The 21145-nt window shown below is 39.5% G+C and carries 19 protein-coding genes and 1 pseudogene; 10 read left to right on the top strand and 10 right to left on the bottom strand.

The genetic code is table 11. The annotated features are described in order from the left end of the window. Positions 1-268 precede the first annotated feature (268 nt). Together HRT96_RS17905 and ylqF are read left to right on the top strand one after the other, a co-directional pair. Positions 269-658 (top strand): annotated as a pseudogene (locus HRT96_RS17905) (tyrosine-type recombinase/integrase); the annotation flags it as partial. A gap of 376 nt (positions 659-1034) precedes the next feature. After that, positions 1035-1961, top strand: a complete 927-nt coding sequence (gene ylqF, locus HRT96_RS17900) for a ribosome biogenesis GTPase YlqF (RefSeq protein ID WP_293146759.1) — start codon at positions 1035-1037, stop codon at positions 1959-1961. Between the two features lie 99 nt (positions 1962-2060). Here ylqF and HRT96_RS17895 read toward each other — a convergent pair whose 3' ends face one another. Together HRT96_RS17895 and aroG are read right to left on the bottom strand one after the other, a co-directional pair. Beyond that, complete coding sequence (locus tag HRT96_RS17895) at positions 2061-2555, bottom strand: DUF3085 domain-containing protein (protein ID WP_006030480.1); 495 nt, start codon at positions 2553-2555, stop codon at positions 2061-2063. A gap of 108 nt (positions 2556-2663) precedes the next feature. Further along, positions 2664-3725 (bottom strand): 3-deoxy-7-phosphoheptulonate synthase AroG, encoded by a 1062-nt coding sequence (aroG, locus tag HRT96_RS17890; RefSeq protein WP_293159433.1) that lies wholly within the window; start codon positions 3723-3725, stop codon positions 2664-2666. A 193-nt stretch (positions 3726-3918) separates the two neighbouring features. On the opposite strand from aroG, the gene HRT96_RS17885 reads away from it, so the two are divergent. After that, positions 3919-4233: an HI1450 family dsDNA-mimic protein gene (locus HRT96_RS17885; protein ID WP_293159431.1), complete on the top strand. Its 315-nt coding sequence runs from the start codon at positions 3919-3921 to the stop codon at positions 4231-4233. Positions 4234-4309: 76 nt separating this feature from the next. Further along, positions 4310-5638, top strand: a complete 1329-nt coding sequence (gene argA / locus HRT96_RS17880; RefSeq protein WP_293159429.1) for an amino-acid N-acetyltransferase — start codon at positions 4310-4312, stop codon at positions 5636-5638. A gap of 70 nt (positions 5639-5708) precedes the next feature. Here argA and hemH read toward each other — a convergent pair whose 3' ends face one another. The 3 genes from hemH to htpG all read right to left on the bottom strand — a co-directional run bounded on the left by hemH (position 5709) and on the right by htpG (position 9589). Then, entirely contained in the window at positions 5709-6689 is a 981-nt protein-coding gene (gene hemH / locus HRT96_RS17875) for a ferrochelatase (RefSeq protein ID WP_293159427.1), read from the bottom strand. Positions 6690-6849: 160 nt separating this feature from the next. After that, positions 6850-7494: an adenylate kinase gene (adk, locus tag HRT96_RS17870; protein ID WP_293159425.1), complete on the bottom strand. Its 645-nt coding sequence runs from the start codon at positions 7492-7494 to the stop codon at positions 6850-6852. Between the two features lie 184 nt (positions 7495-7678). Next, positions 7679-9589 carry a molecular chaperone HtpG gene (htpG, locus tag HRT96_RS17865; RefSeq protein WP_293159423.1) on the bottom strand — a complete coding sequence of 637 codons (1911 nt, stop codon included), beginning with the start codon at positions 9587-9589 and terminating at the stop codon, positions 7679-7681. Positions 9590-9871: 282 nt separating this feature from the next. Here htpG and HRT96_RS17860 point away from each other — a divergent pair, with 282 nt between their 5' ends. After that, positions 9872-10351, top strand: a complete 480-nt coding sequence (locus tag HRT96_RS17860; RefSeq protein WP_293159421.1) for a glutathione peroxidase — start codon at positions 9872-9874, stop codon at positions 10349-10351. Positions 10352-10423: 72 nt separating this feature from the next. Then, positions 10424-12367 carry an exoribonuclease II gene (locus HRT96_RS17855; protein ID WP_293159419.1) on the top strand — a complete coding sequence of 648 codons (1944 nt, stop codon included), beginning with the start codon at positions 10424-10426 and terminating at the stop codon, positions 12365-12367. Positions 12368-12409: 42 nt separating this feature from the next. Here HRT96_RS17855 and HRT96_RS17850 read toward each other — a convergent pair whose 3' ends face one another. Together HRT96_RS17850 and folE are read right to left on the bottom strand one after the other, a co-directional pair. Next, complete coding sequence (locus HRT96_RS17850; RefSeq protein WP_293159417.1) at positions 12410-12982, bottom strand: GTP cyclohydrolase; 573 nt, start codon at positions 12980-12982, stop codon at positions 12410-12412. Between the two features lie 289 nt (positions 12983-13271). Continuing rightward, on the bottom strand, positions 13272-13922 hold the full coding sequence (folE, locus tag HRT96_RS17845; protein ID WP_006030491.1) for a GTP cyclohydrolase I FolE: 651 nt from the start codon (positions 13920-13922) through the stop codon (positions 13272-13274). Between the two features lie 184 nt (positions 13923-14106). Here folE and moeA point away from each other — a divergent pair, with 184 nt between their 5' ends. Together moeA and moeB are read left to right on the top strand one after the other, a co-directional pair. Next, the gene (gene moeA, locus HRT96_RS17840) at positions 14107-15339 is read left to right on the top strand and encodes a molybdopterin molybdotransferase MoeA (protein WP_293159415.1); all 1233 of its coding nucleotides are present in this window, start codon (positions 14107-14109) and stop codon (positions 15337-15339) included. Continuing rightward, positions 15339-16136: a molybdopterin-synthase adenylyltransferase MoeB gene (gene moeB, locus HRT96_RS17835; RefSeq protein ID WP_293159413.1), complete on the top strand. Its 798-nt coding sequence runs from the start codon at positions 15339-15341 to the stop codon at positions 16134-16136. The genes moeA and moeB overlap by 1 nt, the downstream gene beginning before the upstream one ends. A 72-nt stretch (positions 16137-16208) precedes the next feature. Here the strand turns inward: moeB and HRT96_RS17830 are convergent, their stop codons facing one another. Continuing rightward, positions 16209-17021 carry a hypothetical protein gene (locus HRT96_RS17830; RefSeq protein WP_293159411.1) on the bottom strand — a complete coding sequence of 271 codons (813 nt, stop codon included), beginning with the start codon at positions 17019-17021 and terminating at the stop codon, positions 16209-16211. Between the two features lie 509 nt (positions 17022-17530). Here HRT96_RS17830 and HRT96_RS17825 point away from each other — a divergent pair. Together HRT96_RS17825 and HRT96_RS17820 are read left to right on the top strand one after the other, a co-directional pair. Next, positions 17531-17797: an acyl-CoA-binding protein gene (locus HRT96_RS17825; RefSeq protein ID WP_293159409.1), complete on the top strand. Its 267-nt coding sequence runs from the start codon at positions 17531-17533 to the stop codon at positions 17795-17797. 746 nt (positions 17798-18543) lie between these two features. Continuing rightward, positions 18544-18753 carry a cold-shock protein gene (locus HRT96_RS17820; RefSeq protein ID WP_006030497.1) on the top strand — a complete coding sequence of 70 codons (210 nt, stop codon included), beginning with the start codon at positions 18544-18546 and terminating at the stop codon, positions 18751-18753. A gap of 171 nt (positions 18754-18924) precedes the next feature. On the opposite strand, the gene can is transcribed toward HRT96_RS17820, so the two are convergent. Next, a complete protein-coding gene (gene can / locus HRT96_RS17815) occupies positions 18925-19548 on the bottom strand; it encodes a carbonate dehydratase (RefSeq protein ID WP_293159407.1) in 624 nt (207 codons plus the stop codon). Positions 19549-19708: 160 nt separating this feature from the next. Next, entirely contained in the window at positions 19709-20902 is a 1194-nt protein-coding gene (nhaA, locus tag HRT96_RS17810) for a Na+/H+ antiporter NhaA (protein WP_293159405.1), read from the bottom strand. Positions 20903-21145 lie beyond the last annotated feature (243 nt).

Genomic DNA, 21145 nt, shown 5'->3' with positions numbered 1-21145 from the left:
CCCCCCCCCCCCCCCCCCCCCCCCCCCCCCCACCCCCCCCCCCCCCCCCCCCCCCCCCCCCCCTCTACAAAATATAGTTATATTTGTGAGGACTCTGAGCTTTCAGATTAATTACCGTATTGAAAATACGGGTTAACTTCAGCCGGAAATGGGAAACACAATATCCAAGTCTTCAATCACTTCAGGTGAATTAACAAGGCGATTATCAGATAACAGCTTAATCATCAGTTTCGCTTCTATTAAGAAGCGATGATATTCATATCGACCGCTTATCATTAAAGAAATGAAAACAGGTAAGATTGCCAATATCCAACTAAATCAAAAGGCGTTAACCACGATTAAGCAGATACAAGCTGAACATCCTAGCCATGTTTATTTTTTTCAATCCTACCGTAATCAGCAAGCTACCAACAAAGTCCCTAAACCACTTACTCGACGTGCCGTACCTGAAGCCTTCGCAATGATAGGTAAAGAAGTGAATATCGCACTGGGAACACATTCAATGCGAAAAACTCGGGGTTATCATCTTTATCAAAGCACGAAAGATATAGCCCGTGTGATGAAGATGCTTCGCCACTCATCTGAAGGTGTAACACTGCGTTATATTGGTATTACCCAAGATGATGTTGATAAATATTTTGTGGACTTAGAAATTTAGTCACGCTATTTATTACTATCCACCAGCATGAATAAACTAAGTACCCAATTTATGATTTTGGGTACTTACAAAACCTTATGCCGCCTAGCATTCTCTAGCTAATAGCCTCTGAAGCACTCAAGTTCTAGCTTTACATCAAAAAGGGACGTTGGCTATGCTTGATAGTTTTAGAGATTAAAATAGATAATTACTTGAATAGAAGCATTAACCACTGGTGATAAAGATCACTATTTGAGTTAAACTAGCGCCAGTTTATAAGACTATAGCAAGATATATTATTATCTGCGGTAGCAACCAACTTTCAGACCTACACATTGAGTACCCCACAGCGTACCCCATGTGATAAAAAGATAAAAATAAAAGGCTTATATTTCAAATGAGTAAACAAACGATTCAGTGGTACCCAGGGCATATGCACAAAGCCCGTAAAGAGATCGCGGAAGTTATGCCGCAAATGGACCTGATTATCGAAGTACTCGATGCACGGATCCCTTATAGCAGCTCGAATCCAATGATCTCCGATTTACGTGGTGATACCCCTTGTATTAAAATTCTCAATAAAAGCGACCTTGCAGATCCCATCGTTACTGCGCAATGGTTAGAATATTTAGAATTAGAAGAAGGTGTAAAAGCTTATGCCTTAACGACACAACAGCCGTCTGAGATCAAAAAGATCCCGCAATTAATACGTGCGCTAGTGCCAAATAAAGAAGGCGCTCATAAAGTCATTAAAGCGATGATCATGGGTATTCCAAACGTGGGTAAATCAACCACGATTAATATCCTAGCAAATCGTATTATTGCTAAAACTGGTAACGAGCCTGCTGTGACGAAACAGCAGCAACGTATCAAGTTAGACGACGGTATCGTGTTGTCTGATACTCCTGGGATGTTATGGCCAAAAGTACAAAACCCACTTTCTGGCTACCGTTTAGCATCAACAGGCGCAATTAAAGATACTGCGATTGAATATGATGACATCGGTATGTATGCAGCAGAATACTTATGTAAAACCTACCCAGACGCAATGCGAGCACGTTATAAGCTAGATAACCTAGACAAGACTGACATAGAGTTATTAGAAGATATTGGTCGTGGTCGTGGTTGTTTAGGCCCTGGTGGTTTGGTTGATTTAAACAAAGCTGCAGCTATTTTAATCAATGAATTACGCACCGCTAAGATCTGCCGCATCAGTTTAGAAACACCAGCAATGGCTGAAGCAGAAAAACAAGCAGTGATTGAACGTTTAGCCCTTGAAGGCGTGAAGATTAAAAAACGTAAGCCAAAGAAAAAACGTCGTTAATCAAGAAAGATTAAACAGTCGTTAACCGTTATTCGAACAAATAAAAAAGCCTCTGGTTACAGTAACCAGAGGCTTTTTTTATCAATTTAATTTAATTCTTTATTTAATGATTAGACGTACATCGTCATCATCACCAAGTTCAATAATGAACTGTTTCTTGCCTGCTTTCACAGAACGGCTCACCCAGTCCAGAGGGATCGTAATTGAACCCATTTCACCATCAAAAACTTCATCTTGATTGAATTGAAAATCAGCATCGTTCTCAGGGTGGCAACCTTGAGCATACGCTAACGTACCACGCTCGATTGGCGAGATATCACTTGAAACATTGTTCATAATGAAAACGCCGTGCTCAGCCATCAAGGTTAATTGTGCTGTTAGCTTTTTAGGATTCAGTTGATTAACATCTGGCCAGAAGTTAAGACCTTTACTTAATGCTTCAACTTCATTGTTACCGTGTTCATCAATAACTTTAGAACCTTTAAACTTTGTCGGATCCCAAAGATCATCATAAGTAGGGGTAAAAGTCTTTGCAGCTAACGCTTCAGCTTCAATCGGCAAAACTTCATCAAGAGAAAATATAATTCGTTTCATTTTGGTGCGCTCTTTAATGACAAAAGCACAAACCAAAGTTTGTGCTTTATAATATGCTAGGACTATATACCTAAACCGCGTTGTAATGCAAGTCAGGTTATCGCTGGCTTATTTCACTGTGCGGCGTGTAGCAACTGCATCAGATAGCTGTGCCATCATCGTTTCGGTGTCAGCCCAGCCAATGCAAGCATCAGTGATACTTTGACCGTAAGTTTCTACTTTACCATTAATAAGATCTTGACGACCTTCGATTAAGTGACTTTCTACCATCACACCAAAGATAGCTTTATTACCAGCACTAATTTGGCCAGAAACATCAGTTGAAACATCCATTTGTTTTTGGAATTTCTTTTCGCTATTGGCATGGCTAAAATCAATCATGATATTAACGTCTTGCTTAGCAGACTCTAACTGAGTGGTAATTGACGCTACATCGTCAGCAGAATAGTTTGTCGACTTATTACCACCACGTAGAATAAGATGACAATCAGGGTTACCTGCGGTTGAGATAATCGCAGAGTGACCAAATTTAGTTACTGATAAGAAATGGTGAGGTGCATTTGCACTGCCAATCGCATCAATAGCAACTTTAATAGTACCGTCAGTACCATTTTTGAAACCAACAGGGCAAGACATACCAGAAGCCAGTTCACGGTGAACTTGAGACTCTGTAGTACGTGCGCCAATTGCGCCCCAACTCATTAGATCACCAACATATTGTGGTGTGATCATATCCAGGAATTCGCCAGCGGTTGGCAAACCCATTGCATTCACATCAAGTAACAGTTTACGTGCGATACGTACACCATCATTTAATTGAAAGCTGTCATCTAGATACGGGTCGTTGATTAGACCTTTCCAACCCACCGTTGTACGCGGTTTTTCAAAATAAACACGCATCACAATTTCGAGAGTATCTTTATACTTTACACGCAATGCCACTAGTCGCTCTGCATATTCTAATGCAGCCTCAGTGTCATGAATTGAACAAGGACCAACGATCACTAAAAGGCGATCATCTTCTTGTTTAAGAATTTGGCTAATGCTATTACGTGATTCAAATACTGTTTTAGTCACATCATCAGAAGCAGGATATTTTTCTAACACTGCAATTGGCGGTAATAATTCTTTTACTTCACGTATTCTAACGTCGTCTGTTTGATAATGCATACTACTAATATTCCTTTATTCGCCCTTGGGCATTCATACTCTAATGTTATATTGTCCGCATTCAATGTAACGTCTATTTCACTCGGAAGCAATTACAAATCACATAAAAAAGTCATGGATATTGTAAGAAATATTCGTATCTCAGCGAGATTAAGGTAAAATCCAGCAAAAATATCTTAAATGTGGAAACCCTATGCGATTAAAAACTGAAGACGAGCTAATTGACTTTGCCTATGACGCCTTCCTCGAAGATGCACAGAAGCAATTATCACCTGCAGATCAAATTTTATTTGCCATGCAATTCGAAGATCGCGGTGCCGTTGATATCGTCGACCTTGGCAATGATTGGCCTGCAAACGTGGCAATGGGTATTAATGAAAATGAATACTGCGAATTACACATTGGCTTAGTTGATGACAACGACTTACTTAATGATGTATTCGGCCGGGTACTGGTCAAGAAAAAAACTGACGATAAGTTTATCCATATTCTTTGGAAAACTGAATAATCAAGCTACGATGACTTGATTTCATCTTCAATTTAAGGAATATTAGCTGCTAGACTAAAAAGTTAAATCCAAGGAGATGGAATTGAGTCAACAAGATAACCAGTTAGTACGTTGGTTTCGGCAATCAGCGCCTTACCTCAATGCGCATCGAGATAAAACAATTGTGCTGACATTGAGTGGTGAAGCCATAGCACATGCTAATTTCATTAATATCGTCAATGACATTGCCTTATTAAATATTCTCGGCATTCGCATTGTATTAGTCTTTGGCGCACGTCCTCAAATCAACAGCATACTCGCCCATAATAACTGCGAGAGTCAGTTTCATAAACGCCGACGCGTCACAGATGAGCAAGCCTTCCCGTTAATTAAGCAAGTTATTGGTCAACTTCAATATGAAATCACCGCCGCTTTTTCTATGGGACTGGTCAATACCCAAATGCACGGTGTCAAAATTAATATCGTCAGTGGTAACTTCATTACCGCACAACCAATGGGGATTGATGAGGGTATTGATTTTTGCCATACCGGTCGTGTCCGCCGGGTTGATACTGACGCTTTAGAATATCAACTCGCGCAAAATGCGATCACCGTGATCCCCCCACTCGGCTATTCTGTCACCGGTGAAAGTTTTAATCTCAGTGCAGAAGAAGTGGCGACAACAATAGCCATCAAACTCAATGCCCATAAGTTAATCAACTTTTGCTCTGCACAAGGCGTACTCGATTATAACGGCAATTTAATTTCAGAAATGTTTCCTGAACAAGCGCAAGAGCGTTTAGCCGAACTTGAAACGGAAGGTGGAATAAACACAGGCACAGCCTCTTACTTACGCGCGGCAATCAATGCTTCTGTAGCTGGGGTCCCCCGTTGTCATTTGGTGAGTTACAAAACCGATGGTTCGTTATTACAAGAGCTTTTTTCGCGCGATGGTGTCGGTACTCAAATTGTCCGCCAAAGTGCCGAGCAAACACGACCAGCAAAGATTGAAGATGTGCCAGGCATTATGCTTCTCACTCAGCCCTTAGTTGACCAGGGGATGCTAGTACAACGCACCAGAGAGCAGTTATTACGAGATTTCGAGCACTTCACAGTGGTCGAACGTGATGGCACCATTATTGGCTGCGCTTCACTTAATTGCTTCTCTGGTAATATTGCTGAAATGGCCAGTGTCGCAACCCACCCTGAATATCGACGCTTGAGTCGTGGTGACTTATTGGTCAAAGAAATCGAGAAACAAGCCAAGCAACAAGGCATGGATCGTCTGTTTGTGCTGACAACGCACAGTATCCATTGGTTTAGAGAGCGCGGTTTTGAACCTGTCGAACTGGAACAATTACCCGTTGAAAAGCAAGAGTTGTATAATTTACAACGTCGTTCGAAAATATTAATGAAAAAACTGTAAACATTAAGCGTAGATTAACGCCCTACGCTATCTTTAATCTAAATACTGCATGTCTAGTAAATCTGTATGTCTAACGTAAATACTCACTCGCAACGGCGTGCAATGCACGAATATGTGCTTCATCGTCATTTAAACAAGCAATGAAACGATAATCGTCACCACCGGCATTCACAAATACGGCTTTGTTTTCAATCGCCATTTCTTCTAATGTTTCTAAGCAATCAACCGCAAATGCAGGTGCAATGACATCTAGCGACTTCGTGCCACTTGCAGCCAGCTGCACTAACGTTTCATTGGTATACGGCTGTAACCATTCTGCTTTACCAAAACGGGATTGATAACTATGTACCACCTCATCTTCGGTAATACCTAAACGCGCACACAACAGGGTGGTTGTTTCAACGCAATGATCAGCATAGATATCGCCTTTTTCCACAAGGAACTTAGGGATGCCATGATAAGACAATAACAACTTCTCTGCTCTGCCATGCTCTTGCCAATGACGTTCGATACTTAAGGCTAATGCGTCAATATAACTATCATGATTATGATAATGCTTCACTAAGCTCACACTCGGTGCATCGATAGTTGCCTGCAGATAGCGAGCTACCTGATCAAATACCGGCGCAGTTGTCGTTGACGAATACTGCGGAAATAATGGAAGCACCACAATATGTTCAGAACCCGATTGCTGTAACTTAGCTATCGCCGCTTTAATACTGCGTTCACCATAGGTCATTGCCAGTTCAACATTGACATTTTGACCCGCGTCTTCGAATAAGGAAGACAAGGCTTTTTGCTGTAATAGACTGTAATGTAATAAAGGTGAACCATCGTCAAACCAAATAGACTGATAAGCTTTAGCAACACGTTTACAACGCAAAGGTAAAATGACACCGTTTAATAGTGGTAACCACAATAATCGTGGAATGCTAACAACGCGAGGATCAGAAAGAAACGGTTTTAAAAATGCTTTAACGCCCGCAGGGGTTGCCGATTCCGGCGTACCTAGGTTAACCAATAAAATACTTTGCTTAGTCATATTACACATAATCACTATTCGTTAAACGAGTATGCACATTCTATGTGATTAAGTGTATTGGATCCAATAACTCACTGAGATTTAGTTATAAAAAAACCCCGAGCATGCTCGAGGTTTCATAACCGTATACAAATTAATCGACAGAAAACTCTCTCAATTAAGAGCCAGACTAGCCAAGTAATTCAGCTAATTGCTTGCTTACCGCATCAACAGTTTGTGTACCGTCGAATGTAACATATTTGCTGTTACCTGCTTCCGCTTCTTTGCCATAATAAGCAATAAGTGGTGCAGTTTGGTCATGGTAAATACCTAAACGTTTACGCACAGTTTCTTCAACATCATCCACACGGATTGTTAATTCATCACCCGTTTCGTTATCTTTACCTGCCACTTTTGGCGGATTGTAAACAGTGTGGTAAACACGACCAGAAGGAGCGTGAACACGACGACCACTCATACGTTTAACGATTTCTTCATCAGGCACGTCAAATTCAAGTACGAAATCAACGTCAATGCCGTTTTCTTTCATAGCGTCAGCTTGTGGGATAGTACGTGGGAAACCGTCTAGTAGGAAACCTTTTGCACAATCTTCTTTCTTAACGCGATCTTTAACTAATTCAATAATTAGTTCGTCAGATACTAGTTGGCCACTATCCATAACAGCTTTAACTTTTTGACCTAACTCAGAACCTTCTTTAATAGCAGCTCGTAGCATATCACCAGTAGAGATTTGCGGAACACCATAATTTTCCATGATGAACTGTGCTTGAGTTCCCTTTCCTGCACCTGGTGCACCTAATAAAATAATACGCATAAATTGCCCTTAAATTGATTTTAACTTGTTTAAATTACTTAAACTGCTTAAATTTTAGAAGCGCTAGACTACACGTGAAATACGATGTGTTCAAGTCTAGCCCAACTTTGTTGCTTTTTCGTATACAGCTTTGTGACTAATACGTTAAAAACGTATCCACACTGCTAAACGCTGTAAAGTGTACTTAACCGATAAGGCGATTCATACGTGCAATAAATGCCGCAGGATCATCTAAGCTACCACGTTCAGTCAATTGTGCTTGTTCTAACAGTAGCTGAACCCAGTCTGCAAATACGGTTTCATCTGTTTCATCAGCAACACGTTTAATCATTTCGTGATCAGGATTTAGCTCAAAAATGTACTTCTGTGGTGGTACAGCTTGGCCAGCAGATTCCATTAACTTGATCATTTGACTGCTCATGCCATCTTCATTTGTAACAATACAAGACGGTGTTTCTGTTAGACGATGAGTTAAACGAACATCGGCTACTTTGTCACCTAGTGTTGACTTCGCACGCTCAAGGAAACTTGCAAATTCTTCTGTCGCTTCTTCTTTTTCTTTTTTCGCATCTTCATCATCTAGCGCGCCAAGGTCAAGATCACCTTTAGTTACAGATACCAGTTGTTTACCATCAAAATCTGTTAGATGTGATAATAACCACTCATCAATACGGTCAGTTAATAGTAAAACTTCAATGCCTTTTTTCTTGAAGATCTCAAGATAAGCACTCTTCACAGCAGTTGTGTAGTTATCAGCGGTGATGTAATAAATCTTGTCTTGGCCTTCTTGCATGTTTTCGATGTATTTACCGAAACCAACTTCTTGTGCAGCGCCGTCAACAGACGTTGAAGAGAAACGTAATAAAGAAGCAATCTTCTCTTTATTCGCCATGTCTTCAGCTGGACCTTCTTTAAGCACTTGACCGAATTCATTCCAGAATTTCAAGTATTTCTCGTCATCATTTTTCGCCATGCGTTCTAGCATAGTTAGTACACGCTTAGTACAAGCAGTACGTAATGACGTTGTGATCTTATTATCTTGTAATATTTCACGAGATACGTTTAGTGGTAAATCGTTTGAATCTAACACACCCTTCACGAAACGCAGGTAAGTTGGCATAAACTGCTCTGCGTCATCCATAATGAATACACGTTGCACATACAGTTTTAGACCGTGTTCTTTTTCACGGTTCCACATATCAAATGGTGCGCGCGCCGGGATATAAAGTAGGCTAGTGTATTCTTGCTTACCTTCTACACGGTTATGGCTCCATGTTAGTGGATCTTCAAAGTCGTGGGCAATGTGCTTATAGAACTCATTATATTCTTCATCTTTCAGCTCATTTTTCGATAATGTCCACAATGCGCTGGCACGTGTTACCGATTCCCATTCGCCTGGTACTGCAGGTGTTTTTTCACCGTCAGGACCATCAAATTCAGGTTGTTCTTCTTTCCACATTTCAACTGGGATACTGATGTGATCAGAGTATTTGTTTACGATTTGACGCAGTTTCCATGCATCCAATAAATCATCTTCGCCTTCACGCAAGTGTAAGATAATTTCAGTACCGCGGCTTTCTTTGGTGATATTAGTTAGACGGTAGTCGCCTTCACCTTCTGATTCCCACTGTACCGCTTGGTCCGCTGCTGCGCCCGCTGCACGGGTATTCACTGTTATCATGTCTGCAACAATGAAACCAGAATAGAAACCAACACCAAACTGACCGATTAATTGCGAATCTTTCGCTTGATCGCCAGATAGGTTGCCAAAGAATTCAGAGGTACCAGAACGTGCTATCGTACCTAGGTGTGAGATAACGTCTTCACGTGACATGCCGATACCGTTATCATCAATCGTGATTGTACGGGCCGTTTTGTCTAACGAAATGCGTACGCGTAACTCACCATCATCGCCATATAAACTATTATCAGATAATGCTTTAAAACGAAGTTTATCGGCTGCATCTGCCGCATTAGAGACGAGTTCACGTAAAAAGATTTCTTTATTTGAGTATAAAGAATGGATCATTAATTTAAGCAGTTGCTTAACTTCAGCTTGAAAGCCGTGAGTCTCAGTATTAACTGTATCAGTCATTACTTGTTCCTTTGTTCTAATGGGGTGATTCATATTCAGATAACAAACTACCTGAATATATTTGTTAATAGATAGATGGGTTTGTTATCAGTGTTTTCAAGGGCAGTTTATAATTTTTATCTGTGACCGCTAACGCAACAACTATAAAATACACTACAAAATAACATTTAACATATGAAAACCCTTGCATATTAGTATACTAACAATCAATATATTGCGCACAACTTAAATTAAGTATCACACATTAGCACTCGTGCTTATTCTATTATTAAGGAACTTAAAATGACTAAGCTTTATGATTTCGAAGTAACGACGATCACAGGTGAACAAAAAAAACTCAGTGATTATAAAGGTCAAGCAGTGTTGATTGTAAATACAGCGAGTAAATGTGGATTTACTAATCAATATGCAGAATTAGAAGAGTTACAGCAAACCTATGCCAGTAAAGGATTGGCTATTTTAGGCTTCCCTTGCAACCAATTTAAGCAACAAGAAAAAGGTTCAGATGCTGATATCAACTCATTCTGTCAGCTTAATTTTGGTGTCACTTTTGATATGTTTAGCAAAATAGATGTGAATGGCGATAATGCAGCCCCACTTTATAAATGGCTTAAGTCAGAAGCCACTGGCCTATTAGGTAGTAAAGGCATCAAGTGGAACTTCACTAAATTTTTGGTTAACCGTGACGGCAATGTTGTCGATCGCTTTGCTCCGACACTCTCGCCAAAAGGCATGGTAAAAGATATTGAGAAACTGCTGTAAGCCCTCCGCAGGGCTAGCACTTAGCCCTGCTCTGTCGTATAGTATGCGCAATTCATTATAGGAAGGCTTTACATGTTTCGCGACAATCCACTACTATCTCAATTAAAACAAAATATGCGCCAAAACACGCCGAGTGTAGAAGGCACAGTTAAAGGCACTGAACGTGGTTTTGGCTTCCTTGAAGCGGATGATGGCGAAAGCTATTTCATTGCCCCGCCTCACATGAAAAAAATCATGCATGGCGATAGAATTAAGGCATATATCGAAACTAACGGCGATAAAACATCTGCAGAACCAGATACCTTAGTTGAAGCTAAACTAACGCGTTTTATTGCCCGTATTAGTATGACTAAAAATAAGCTAACTGTGCTTGCAGACAGTCCCGTAATCAACATGCCAATTAGAGCTAAATTAGTTGGTCTGGGTAAGCAAAAAGTTAACGACGGTGATTGGGTTGTAGCACAACTAAAATCTCACGCATTAAAAGATGGTAGCTTTGCAGCTGAAGTAACGGGTTTTGTTGCAACAGCAACCGATCCAAATGCACCATGGTGGGTAACACTAGCACGTCAAGATCTAGCTAAAGATGTACCTGCGATGCCTGACTCTGTTGAATTTAAAGATGATACAACCCGTATTGATCTAACAGATAAGCCATTCTTTACTATCGATTCAGCGTCAACACAAGATATGGATGATGCACTGCTTGTTGAGAACACAGCAGAAGGCAATCTTAAAGTAACGGTAGCAATCGCCGATCCAACGTCATATATCCCTGCCGATTCAGAATTAAACAAAATTGCAGCAGAACGCGCATTTACCGTATATCTACCGGGTCGTAACATCCCGATGATGCCACGTGAACTCAGTGATAGCGTTTGTTCATTAGTTGCTGGCGAAAAACGCCCGACGTTATGCTGTACTTATACCATCAATGAAGATGGTGCATTAGCAGAAGAATTTGAATTCTTCACTGCATGGATCACGTCACAGCACAAACTGTCTTACACCCAAGTATCTAATTGGATTGAAGAAGTATCAACTGAATGGCAACCTGAAGCACAACTGGCAGAACAGCTACAGTCATTGGCTACGTTTGCTCGTCATCGTCAACAATGGCGTAAAAACAATGCCATCGTATTCCCTGACCAACCAGATTACAGCTTTGAGCTAGACGACAGCGGTAATGTACTGGCTATTCACGTCGAGCACCGCCGTATTGCCAATCAAATGATCGAAGAAACGATGGTTGCAGCGAACATTACAGCGGCACGTTTATTCCGTCAAAATGGTGATGTTGGTGTATTTAATACCCACGCAGGTTTCGATCCAGAGAAAATTGATTTGGTTGTCGAATTATTAACTGAGCATGGTATTGAATGTACCAAAGAGCACATCCAGTCACTACCTGGTTATGTTGAATTACAACGTACGTTAGCTGAAAAAGCCAATCCAGCTTTAGACAGTCGTTTACGTCGTATGCAAAGCTACAGCATAATCAGTGCCAGTGCAGAACGCCACTTCGCGATGGGCTTAGACGGTTATGCAACATGGACGTCACCTATTCGTAAATATGGAGACATCATTAACCACCGTCTAATCAAAGCAACATTGACCAATGGTTCTGCACCTTCTGCAACTGAAGATGAAGTGATCTTAATGTCAGAACGTCGTCGTCAACACAGAATGGCTGAACGTGATATCTCATCGTGGTTATACGTGGATTACCTAACACCTGCAGTAGAGAGCAAACAAGCATTCGAAGCAAGTATTATGGATGTTAACCGTGGTGGTTTACGCGTGCGTTTACTTGAAAATGGCGCGGTTGCATTTGTCCCTGCTAGCTTATTACATGATAATAAGAAAGAAGTTAAATGCTTAGTTGAAACTGGCCAAATCAGTATTAAAGATCAAGTTGAATACAGCCTAGGTGACGTGATTTACGTTAACATTGCTGAAATAAACAAAGAAAAACGTAACATTGTTGCTAAACCAGTTGAAAAAATAGCCAGTTAATCGCTACAACGCTGTTAACGAGGGCAAGGTCATTTGCCCTCGTTAAATAATAAACCCCATCTCACCCCAATGTCGTTGTCGTTCGGTGTTCAATTGCACAATTAATTTAAGCGCATTATTTGGATCTATCTGCCAGCTGGCACTAATATCCGGATTTAACGCCGTAAACTCCGCCAGCATGTTTTTTAAATGCGTCAACATTACCGTCGTGACTTGCTCACGCTTCGGCAGTTCAATCACAAACTTAAAGGCTTGTAACTCCATCATTTGGTATTGCTGTAATACAAACTCTAAATCTGCTAATTTTTCTTCAAATTTAAGCTGTTCGTACTTTACCTGCTCCTTCACCAGCGAAAGATCCACACTCGCTTGCTGGTCAAGACTTATCGCATCCGCATAAATACCATCAACATTCACCAAGCCTTGCGTTGCGCTATCATCATACATTGACAGAATAGCCATTTCTTTCGCATAAGAACTATTGGCATTGGTAAAGATCAAACTGATTGTTGCCGTCAAACAAACAACAAAGCATAAAAATAATAGCTGCTGGGCTAATACCTGTTGGTCGTAGCGACATTTCCATAATGTGTTTAGTTTTAATATCAAGTTCATTTCCGCTGCTCATTAATCATCAATGAAGCTATTAAAACAAACAAGTGTGGCGATTAAATTTCACTAAAATGGCAAGAAAAGATGAATTATGACGAAATGTGGCAATCACATTATCAAAAGGCTTAGGAAGTGATCTAACGATAAAAACAAGGCGATTAAAACAAAGAGTGGCACATCAAATAAGGCGTGGTAATTTAGTATTATGAAAAGTACCCAAACTACAGAGTGGCCGCACTCGAAAATGCTAGTTCAGGTTAACTTAATAAGTTGCTCAACAGCGAATCGTCAACTAGCGACAATGCAAAAATTCAGCTCTTGTTTCTGGACGTGATTTAAAAATACCACCCAGAGATGTGGTTGTTGTTTCGCTGGTTGCATCCATTACACCTCGTGCTTTCACACAATAATGCGTCGCGGTAATGCTCACGGCAACATCTTGCGAATCAAGCAAGGTTTGCAACGCAACTAAGATTTGTTGCGTTAAACGTTCTTGCACTTGTGGACGGCGTGAGAAAAACTGCACGATACGGTTAATCTTTGATAAGCCAATTATTTTACTGCGAGGAATATACGCAATTGTCGCTTTACCATCGATAGTAATAAAGTGATGTTCACAAGTACTTGTTAAAGTAATATTACTTACCTTAACCATTTCATCCACTTGCATTTTATTATCGATTAAAGTGATTTTAGGAAATGACGCATAATCCAAACCTGAGAATATTTCATTCACGTACATTTTTGCAATACGATGCGGCGTTTCAGCCAAACTATCATCACTTAAATCGAGCTCTAATAGTTTCAGGATCTCGGTAAAATGCGATTCAATGCGTTCTTTCTTCTCTGTGCTTGATAGCCCAGTTCCGATCATCGGAGTTTCTAACCCTCGCTCTTCCAAAACTGAACGAACTAATAAAGCTTCTTTACTTAGGCAGGTCATTAATTACTCCACAAACGGATCGACTTAAGAAATATGGGCGCATAATAACACCTAACAATTAATAAGATAAACAAATTAGCTGAAATAGCGTTAATTAAGCTTTTATTGTTATAGATCCTATCGCCAACCTGCCGAGTTTGTCATAATTAACGATATAACAAAAAATAACCAACAAGGGTATGTAATGGGATGTTGTGATGTACAAGGGCTAAAACCACTGGATTTAGCGATGCAAGAGATGTTAGCCAATATTGATGCAGTAACAGAAACACTGACATTAGATTTAGCGGATGCTCTCGATTATATTCTCGCTGAAGACATTTCCTCTCCAATGAATGTCCCGCCTTTTGATAATTCAGCAATGGATGGTTATGCAGTTCGGATCTCAGACCTTACTCAATCAATGACCCTACCACTTGTAGGTAAAGCATTTGCTGGTCAACCATTTGATGGTGATTGGCCACTCGGTACTTGTATCCGCATTATGACAGGAGCTCCGGTGCCGAAAGGTTGCGAAGCCGTTATTATGCAAGAAAGAACACAAGTGGACGGTGAGCAAATCACCTTCGAAAGTATACCGCCAATGCATGACAATATTCGTAATGCCGCTGAAGATATCGCTATCGGCCAAGCCGTACTAACCAAAGGTCGTCGCCTTACCCCACGTGACATTCCCATGCTAGCAACTATCGGCATTGATAAAGTGACCGTATATCGCCGTTTAAAAGTCGCTATATTCTCAACGGGTGATGAGCTAAAAAGCTTAGGCCAACCGCTTGCAGCTGGTGAGATTTACGACAGTAACCGTTATAGCATCAACGCCATGTTATCTCGTTTAAATTTAGACATTATCGATTATGGCATCATTCCTGATAACGAAGACCTACTACGCGAAACTTTTATCAAAGCCGATGCGGCAGCAGATGCCGTGATCACATCCGGTGGTGTCTCTGTTGGTGAAGCTGACTACACTAAAATTTTACTCGAAGAATTGGGTGAAATTGGTTTTTGGAAACTCGCAATTAAACCTGGTAAACCGTTCGCATTTGGTACGCTGCCAAACAGCAAATTCTTTGGTTTACCCGGCAATCCAGTATCTGCCACGGTGACGTTTCATCAACTTGTGGTGCCCGCGTTAGCTAAGATGACCAACCAAGTTTATACGCCGACACCACGTTTTAATGCGATTGCGGCAACAAAACTGAAAAAAACACCGGGTCGTATGGACTTCCAGCGCGCGATTTATAGTGTCAATGCACAAGGTCAACTTGAAGTCGTATCAACAGGTAGCCAAGGGTCTGGTGTTTTCAGTAGCTTGAGCCATTCAAACTGCTATGCCATCATCGAGCAAGAGCGCGGTAATGTTGAAATTGGTGAAATTGTCACTATCGAACCCTTTAACGAGATCCTAAATTAATGACCAACCCAGCTATTGGTGGCAGCTTACCTTCCGATGACATTTTATCTTCGGAAGAAGAGTTACGCTATAACCGTCAGATTGTCTTACGCCACTTTGATTTTGATGGTCAAGAAGCCTTAAAACAAGCCAAAGTCTTGATTATTGGCGCTGGCGGTCTTGGTTGTGCGAGTAGTCAATACTTAGCATCTGCTGGTATGGGCCAGATGACATTAGTCGACTTTGATCATATTGAATTATCCAATTTACAGCGTCAATTACTGCATCGTGATAGTCGGATTGGTGAATTTAAAGCAATTTCAGCGAAATATGAACTTGAGCAAATAAACCCGCATTGTAAAGTCCAGGCTATCACCAAAAAACTGTCTGAAGATGAATTAGCTCATTTAATCAGACAGCATGATATCGTGCTTGATTGTACTGATAATGTTGAAACTCGCGAACAAATTAACCGCGCTTGTTTTGCATTAAAAACCCCTTTAGTGTCCGGTGCTGCGATCCGTATGGAAGGGCAAATAAGCGTCTTTACCTATGCCGATGATGAACCTTGCTATCAATGTTTAAGTCAATTATTTGGAAGTGGTACGCTAAGTTGTGTTGAATCTGGCATCATGGCACCTATGGTGGGTATTATTGGTGCCATACAAGCGATGGAAGCCATTAAGGTCGTCGCTAATTTTGGGTCGCCAATGATAGGAAAAATCTTACTTGTCGATGGTCTTACACTGTCATTTCAACAGATGAAATTACCAAAACTACCAACTTGTTCTGTATGTCATGTCCCACGCACAAAATAAATGTGATCAGTTAGCGCGATTATTTAGCTTAATCGCGCTACACACCGATTAAAAATTACCTACTAAAAAGTGCTATAAGAAAATATGGGCAAGATAAGAAACTAATAAGCAATACACAAGGTTGGCAATTAAGCTCGCTTCCAATCCTACAAACCAATATAACAAGCCTAAAGTTGAAGACGTTATAATGGTTATGATAACGATAAAGATGAACAGGTTTATCGATAAAGTAGCCGTGATCACGGCCACCAATAAAGCCATAAACAATGCCAGGATAATTGATGAAATAACAATGCTACCTATGGTTAATTTAACCTGTGACGGTGTTGTTTCAAAGACCATTAACCTTGAAAGTACTATTGATAGCGGTAACATTAATACTGACAAATATAATGTACTAGAAAATATAGCCGTCAGTACAATTAACACAACATCTAACGAGCCAAATATTTGATGATACTCAAGGAACGCCTGCGGTAAATAGGGCTCTGCGATCACAAAAATCAAACTACATAAAATAGCTGTCAACAAACCAAAACAAGCACCAAATACAAGAGTCATTCGTAATTCAGATAAGAATCTATTGCCGTTTGCCTGTTGTGACGACGGAGAAGCGTTAGACACGCAAATAATGCCAAAATATGCAGAACAAGAGAGCGTTAAAAATCCTACAGCCACTAACGGCGCAATAAAATTACTTGTTAACCCAATGCCCATTGGTAAACCAGAAAACAAAAATGATGCTATGTTCGCTCTTTCAGCAAACACAAACCCACTAACCACTAAAAAAGCGCAAGTAAACATCAAGCAGCGTTGTAATGTAGAGTAGTTATTCAATACGGCCTCGAATAATGTTATCTGTCTCTTCGATTGTTGTTCGATCATATCTTACTTACAAAAAATGAATTTAATGTTACCTATCCCCGGCGTTAATTTTACTAACACCCCAAAGGTCGTAACTACAAATGGGTAATGATATATACAATTCCATATATTACAAGTCCAATGGCAGATTTTATCTGGCAAACCTCTGCATTCATGTTCCACATCAATACAACATAGTGTAACGTTTGGATATGATCAAAATATCTATATACATATATCCAAGTTACTTCCAGATGCTATATCAACGATGAGCTTAGGGATAAAACGTCGTTATCGCCGCTATACTGAATGTTGGAATTAGAAATATCAACCTTATTAGTTTGAATCGTAAGGTTTTTTTGTTATTTAATTTCATACCTAAAATCAAAATAAAATGATGTATTATTTCAAAAATAAAGGTAATATTCGAGTTATGACTAAACTACTCATTAGTAGGTGCATTACAAAGTTTCAAGTTGTAATAATATTTAAGTACTTATAGATTCAATCATTAGATAAAGGAATATAACATGACGGACCTACACGCTAAATTTGACGCTACAGTAGACCAAGTTCAAAACGGCACGGCCAAAAAAAAGCCTTCACAAGAAGTGAAATTAGAATTTTACTCATTATTCAAACAAGCAACGGAAGGTGATGTTGCAACTAAGAAGCCATCTATCTTTGATATGGTTGCTTTTGCTAAATGGACTGCATGGAATAAGTTACGTGGTTTATCTTCTGATCAAGCAATGGAAAAATATATTGCACTAGTAGAAGAAGAAAACCCGGCTTAACTATTTACAAGGTATTTAGCTAATTACAAGATATAGCTAAATAACACCTTGTCTGTGACCTGGTGTCAGTAAATCGTACTATTTACTGACACTTTTTAGAATAGAGTATCTACTCATGATTAAATACACTTTAAACCTCACTCACACTATTTCTTAATACTCACTCACGCTATTCCTTAAATAGAAGCGCTTTACTACTTTTTGGTGAAAAAACCACTGTCGACGAACACGCTTACTCATCACCACTCCTTAATCTTATCGTTAACACATGCCTCAGCACTGCCATCCCGTACTAGCCTATATTTATAAATTACCTCTTATACCTTTTATATCAAATTCTTACATATATTACATGGTGGTCTGCACACGACTAAACTAGTAATAAAGAATAACGGCTCAACCATGACGGTCGACCTTAATTCAAAAATTAGATCGTGATAGAGATTGACTGTTATATGAACTGATATTGAATAAAATAACAGTTACAGCGGCTTAAAATACATCAAACAGCCTCTAAAAATAATAATTTTGTTAATAAAAACAACAATTTCATAAAAATAACGAACGAGTGTATTGCTATGAGACTTTAACCATGTATAATTCGTCTTAAGAAATTAGGCTAGTTTATATCGGTAGAATGAGCTTTAGTTGATACTTGTATCTATTATTGTTTTGTATTGTTTATATAAGTTACACCCTGGTTTTTTAACAAATTTTTTAATAACGTATATACAGGGTTTTTTAATATGTCTAATACAGTAATCGGTAAAGTAAAATTCTTCAACGAAGCTAAAGGTTTCGGTTTCATCGAGCAAGAAAATGGCCCAGATGTATTCGTACATTTCAGCTCTATCTTAGTTGATGGCTTTAAAGTACTTACTGACGGTCAAAAAGTTGAGTTCACTGTAGGCCAAGGCCAAAAAGGTCCTCAAGCTGAGAACGTTAAACCTCTTTAATAGTTTACTATTAATCGGTTAAACAGATATCAAAAAAGGTGAACTTAGTTCACCTTTTTTATTACCTAAAATTTATGACATGTAATGTGGCATTAGGTTTAGGTAATAAAAAGCCAATGAGACATCTCATTGGCTTTTTTTTTACTTATGACTCGTGCTTAAATACTTGGACTACTTAACAATTACTTCTAGCTGCTTCTCTCTCGAATTAATACTTTCAGTTAAGCTTTTCAATACCCCATTACTAATATTAAAAATCCAACCGTGAATAGTTAAATCTCCACCCTTACGCCAAGCTCGCTTCACAATAGTGGTATTACAGACATTTCTAACCTGCTCTACAACATTTAATTCACACATGCGGTCAATTTTATCTTCTTCGCTAACCTCTTTTAACTCGTCCATGTGGAAGCGTTCTACATCTTTTATGTGACGTAGCCAATTATCAATTAAACCATGCTGATCATCGCCCATCGCCGCCTTAACGCCACCACAACCATAATGCCCACAGACAATAATATGCTTAACTTTAAGCACCTCGACGGCGTACTGGATCACTGATAAACAATTTAAGTCAGTGTGCACAACAACATTAGCAATGTTACGGTGAACAAAAACTTCCCCCGGAGGCAGGGCCATGATCTGGTTTGCAGGTACGCGACTATCGGAACAACCGATCCATAGATAATCAGGTGATTGTTGTTTAGAAAGTTGCTCAAAAAAGTCAGGGAACTGTTCATTAATCTGTTCTGACCATGCGCGATTACGTTCAAATATCGATTTAATAGTACTCAAGACTACGCTCTCTGATTATGATAACTACATTTTGAATCTTTAAATTAGCTTGTTTAATCAATATATTCAACTGATAAATAAGTAATCATCGTATATAAGCAGATATAAAAAAGCACCCAATCAAGGATGCTTCAAGTTAAATAATAAGGTAAGCGCTAAGTTATTTAGCGACGTCCGCTTGCTTGGGTAGACATGATTTCAGCATGAAGAAACCAATGATACCGGACAGTAATGAACCTAAGATAATACCAAGACGCTCATCAAATAATAAGTTTGTACCCGTCTCTTCAAAGGCTAATGAACCAATAAATAAGCTCATGGTGAAACCAACACCACATAAGATGGCGGTACTATATAAAGAACACCAGCCCATACCTTTTGGCATTTGTGCAATCTTACATTTAATTGCTAACCAACATAGGCCAAAGATACCAACTTGCTTACCAATAAATAAGCCTAACGCAATACCCATAGGCACAGGGTGTAAAATTTGATCTAGACCAACACCCGATAAATTAATCCCGGCATTCGCAAATGCAAAAACAGGTAAGATAACAAAGGCAACGACGAAGTGTAAACCATGTTCCATCGACTTCAGTGGTGAATGTGATTTATCTTTTGACTGCATCGGAATAAACAGAGCAAGGATAACACCTGACAATGTAGCATGAACGCCAGATTTCAACATTGCCACCCACATCACAATACCGACGATAATATACAATGCTTTCGAATCAACATTACGCTTATTGAAATAGGCCAACACTGGAATACAGCAGGCTGTGACAATAAGTGCAGGAATAGACAGGTTCGCTGTATAGAAGAATGCAATAATCAGGATCGCACCAATATCATCAAAAATAGCTAACGATGTTAAGAATATTTTCAAACTAACAGGCACACGAGAACCTAATAGACTCAAGATACCTAACGCAAATGCAATATCTGTTGCCGCAGGAATAGCCCAACCACTTAATGCAGCGGGATCATCCATATTAAAGTAAACATAAATAAGCGCTGGGAATAACATACCACCTATAGCACCAATGCCCGGTAGGATAATATTACGAGGATCAGATAACTCCCCTTCGACTAATTCTCTTTTTAACTCAAGTCCAACTAAAAAGAAGAATACAGCCATTAAACCATCATTAATCCAAAGTAATAATGGTTTCGCGATCTCTAAACCACCAAGCTTGATCTCTACTGGAATTTCCAGAAATAATGCATATAAATCTTGTGCAGGGCTATTAGCTAAAACCATAGCTAATACAGCTGAGAACATTAAGATAATGCCACCCGCTGATTCTAGTTTAAAGAAACTAGTTAAAAATGAATCTTGTGTGTTGTTCATGCTTGTCCTTATACTTACATATTCATCTATAAATGGTCGCTAAATACAATACAACGCTAACCCATTGCACCAGTATAGAATGAAGATATTTCAGTATTATCAAATACTATTAATTAAAGAGTAATTATACTTAATGCTATTAAGGTGCTTTGTCACCATTTCGTTTAACTCGACATAATATGACACATAAAATATCTAAATTACACATAAAAATATCAGATACAGTGCTTTAAAATAGCCATA

It is taken from the genome of Moritella sp., from assembly GCF_013215705.1.
Lineage (GTDB): Bacteria > Pseudomonadota > Gammaproteobacteria > Enterobacterales > Moritellaceae > Moritella.
The sequence above is the reverse complement of the archived record's forward strand: the minus strand, read 5'-3'. Positions and strand labels throughout refer to the sequence as shown.

What these genes read in the sequence shown, in the direction of transcription:
- HRT96_RS17885 (WP_293159431.1), top strand. Translation starts at nt 3,919, where the DNA reads ATGCGATTAAAAACTGAAGACGAGCTAATTGACTTTGCCTATGACGCC.
- ylqF (WP_293146759.1), top strand. Translation starts at nt 1,035, where the DNA reads ATGAGTAAACAAACGATTCAGTGGTACCCAGGGCATATGCACAAAGCC.
- htpG (WP_293159423.1), bottom strand. Translation starts at nt 9,589, where the DNA reads ATGACTGATACAGTTAATACTGAGACTCACGGCTTTCAAGCTGAAGTT.
- hemH (WP_293159427.1), bottom strand. Translation starts at nt 6,689, where the DNA reads ATGTGTAATATGACTAAGCAAAGTATTTTATTGGTTAACCTAGGTACG.
- HRT96_RS17860 (WP_293159421.1), top strand. Translation starts at nt 9,872, where the DNA reads ATGACTAAGCTTTATGATTTCGAAGTAACGACGATCACAGGTGAACAA.
- nhaA (WP_293159405.1), bottom strand. Translation starts at nt 20,902, where the DNA reads ATGAACAACACACAAGATTCATTTTTAACTAGTTTCTTTAAACTAGAA.
- aroG (WP_293159433.1), bottom strand. Translation starts at nt 3,725, where the DNA reads ATGCATTATCAAACAGACGACGTTAGAATACGTGAAGTAAAAGAATTA.
- argA (WP_293159429.1), top strand. Translation starts at nt 4,310, where the DNA reads ATGGAATTGAGTCAACAAGATAACCAGTTAGTACGTTGGTTTCGGCAA.
- adk (WP_293159425.1), bottom strand. Translation starts at nt 7,494, where the DNA reads ATGCGTATTATTTTATTAGGTGCACCAGGTGCAGGAAAGGGAACTCAA.
- HRT96_RS17850 (WP_293159417.1), bottom strand. Translation starts at nt 12,982, where the DNA reads ATGAACTTGATATTAAAACTAAACACATTATGGAAATGTCGCTACGAC.
- moeB (WP_293159413.1), top strand. Translation starts at nt 15,339, where the DNA reads ATGACCAACCCAGCTATTGGTGGCAGCTTACCTTCCGATGACATTTTA.
- HRT96_RS17855 (WP_293159419.1), top strand. Translation starts at nt 10,424, where the DNA reads ATGTTTCGCGACAATCCACTACTATCTCAATTAAAACAAAATATGCGC.
- folE (WP_006030491.1), bottom strand. Translation starts at nt 13,922, where the DNA reads ATGACCTGCCTAAGTAAAGAAGCTTTATTAGTTCGTTCAGTTTTGGAA.
- HRT96_RS17820 (WP_006030497.1), top strand. Translation starts at nt 18,544, where the DNA reads ATGTCTAATACAGTAATCGGTAAAGTAAAATTCTTCAACGAAGCTAAA.
- HRT96_RS17895 (WP_006030480.1), bottom strand. Translation starts at nt 2,555, where the DNA reads ATGAAACGAATTATATTTTCTCTTGATGAAGTTTTGCCGATTGAAGCT.
- HRT96_RS17825 (WP_293159409.1), top strand. Translation starts at nt 17,531, where the DNA reads ATGACGGACCTACACGCTAAATTTGACGCTACAGTAGACCAAGTTCAA.
- HRT96_RS17830 (WP_293159411.1), bottom strand. Translation starts at nt 17,021, where the DNA reads ATGATCGAACAACAATCGAAGAGACAGATAACATTATTCGAGGCCGTA.
- moeA (WP_293159415.1), top strand. Translation starts at nt 14,107, where the DNA reads ATGGGATGTTGTGATGTACAAGGGCTAAAACCACTGGATTTAGCGATG.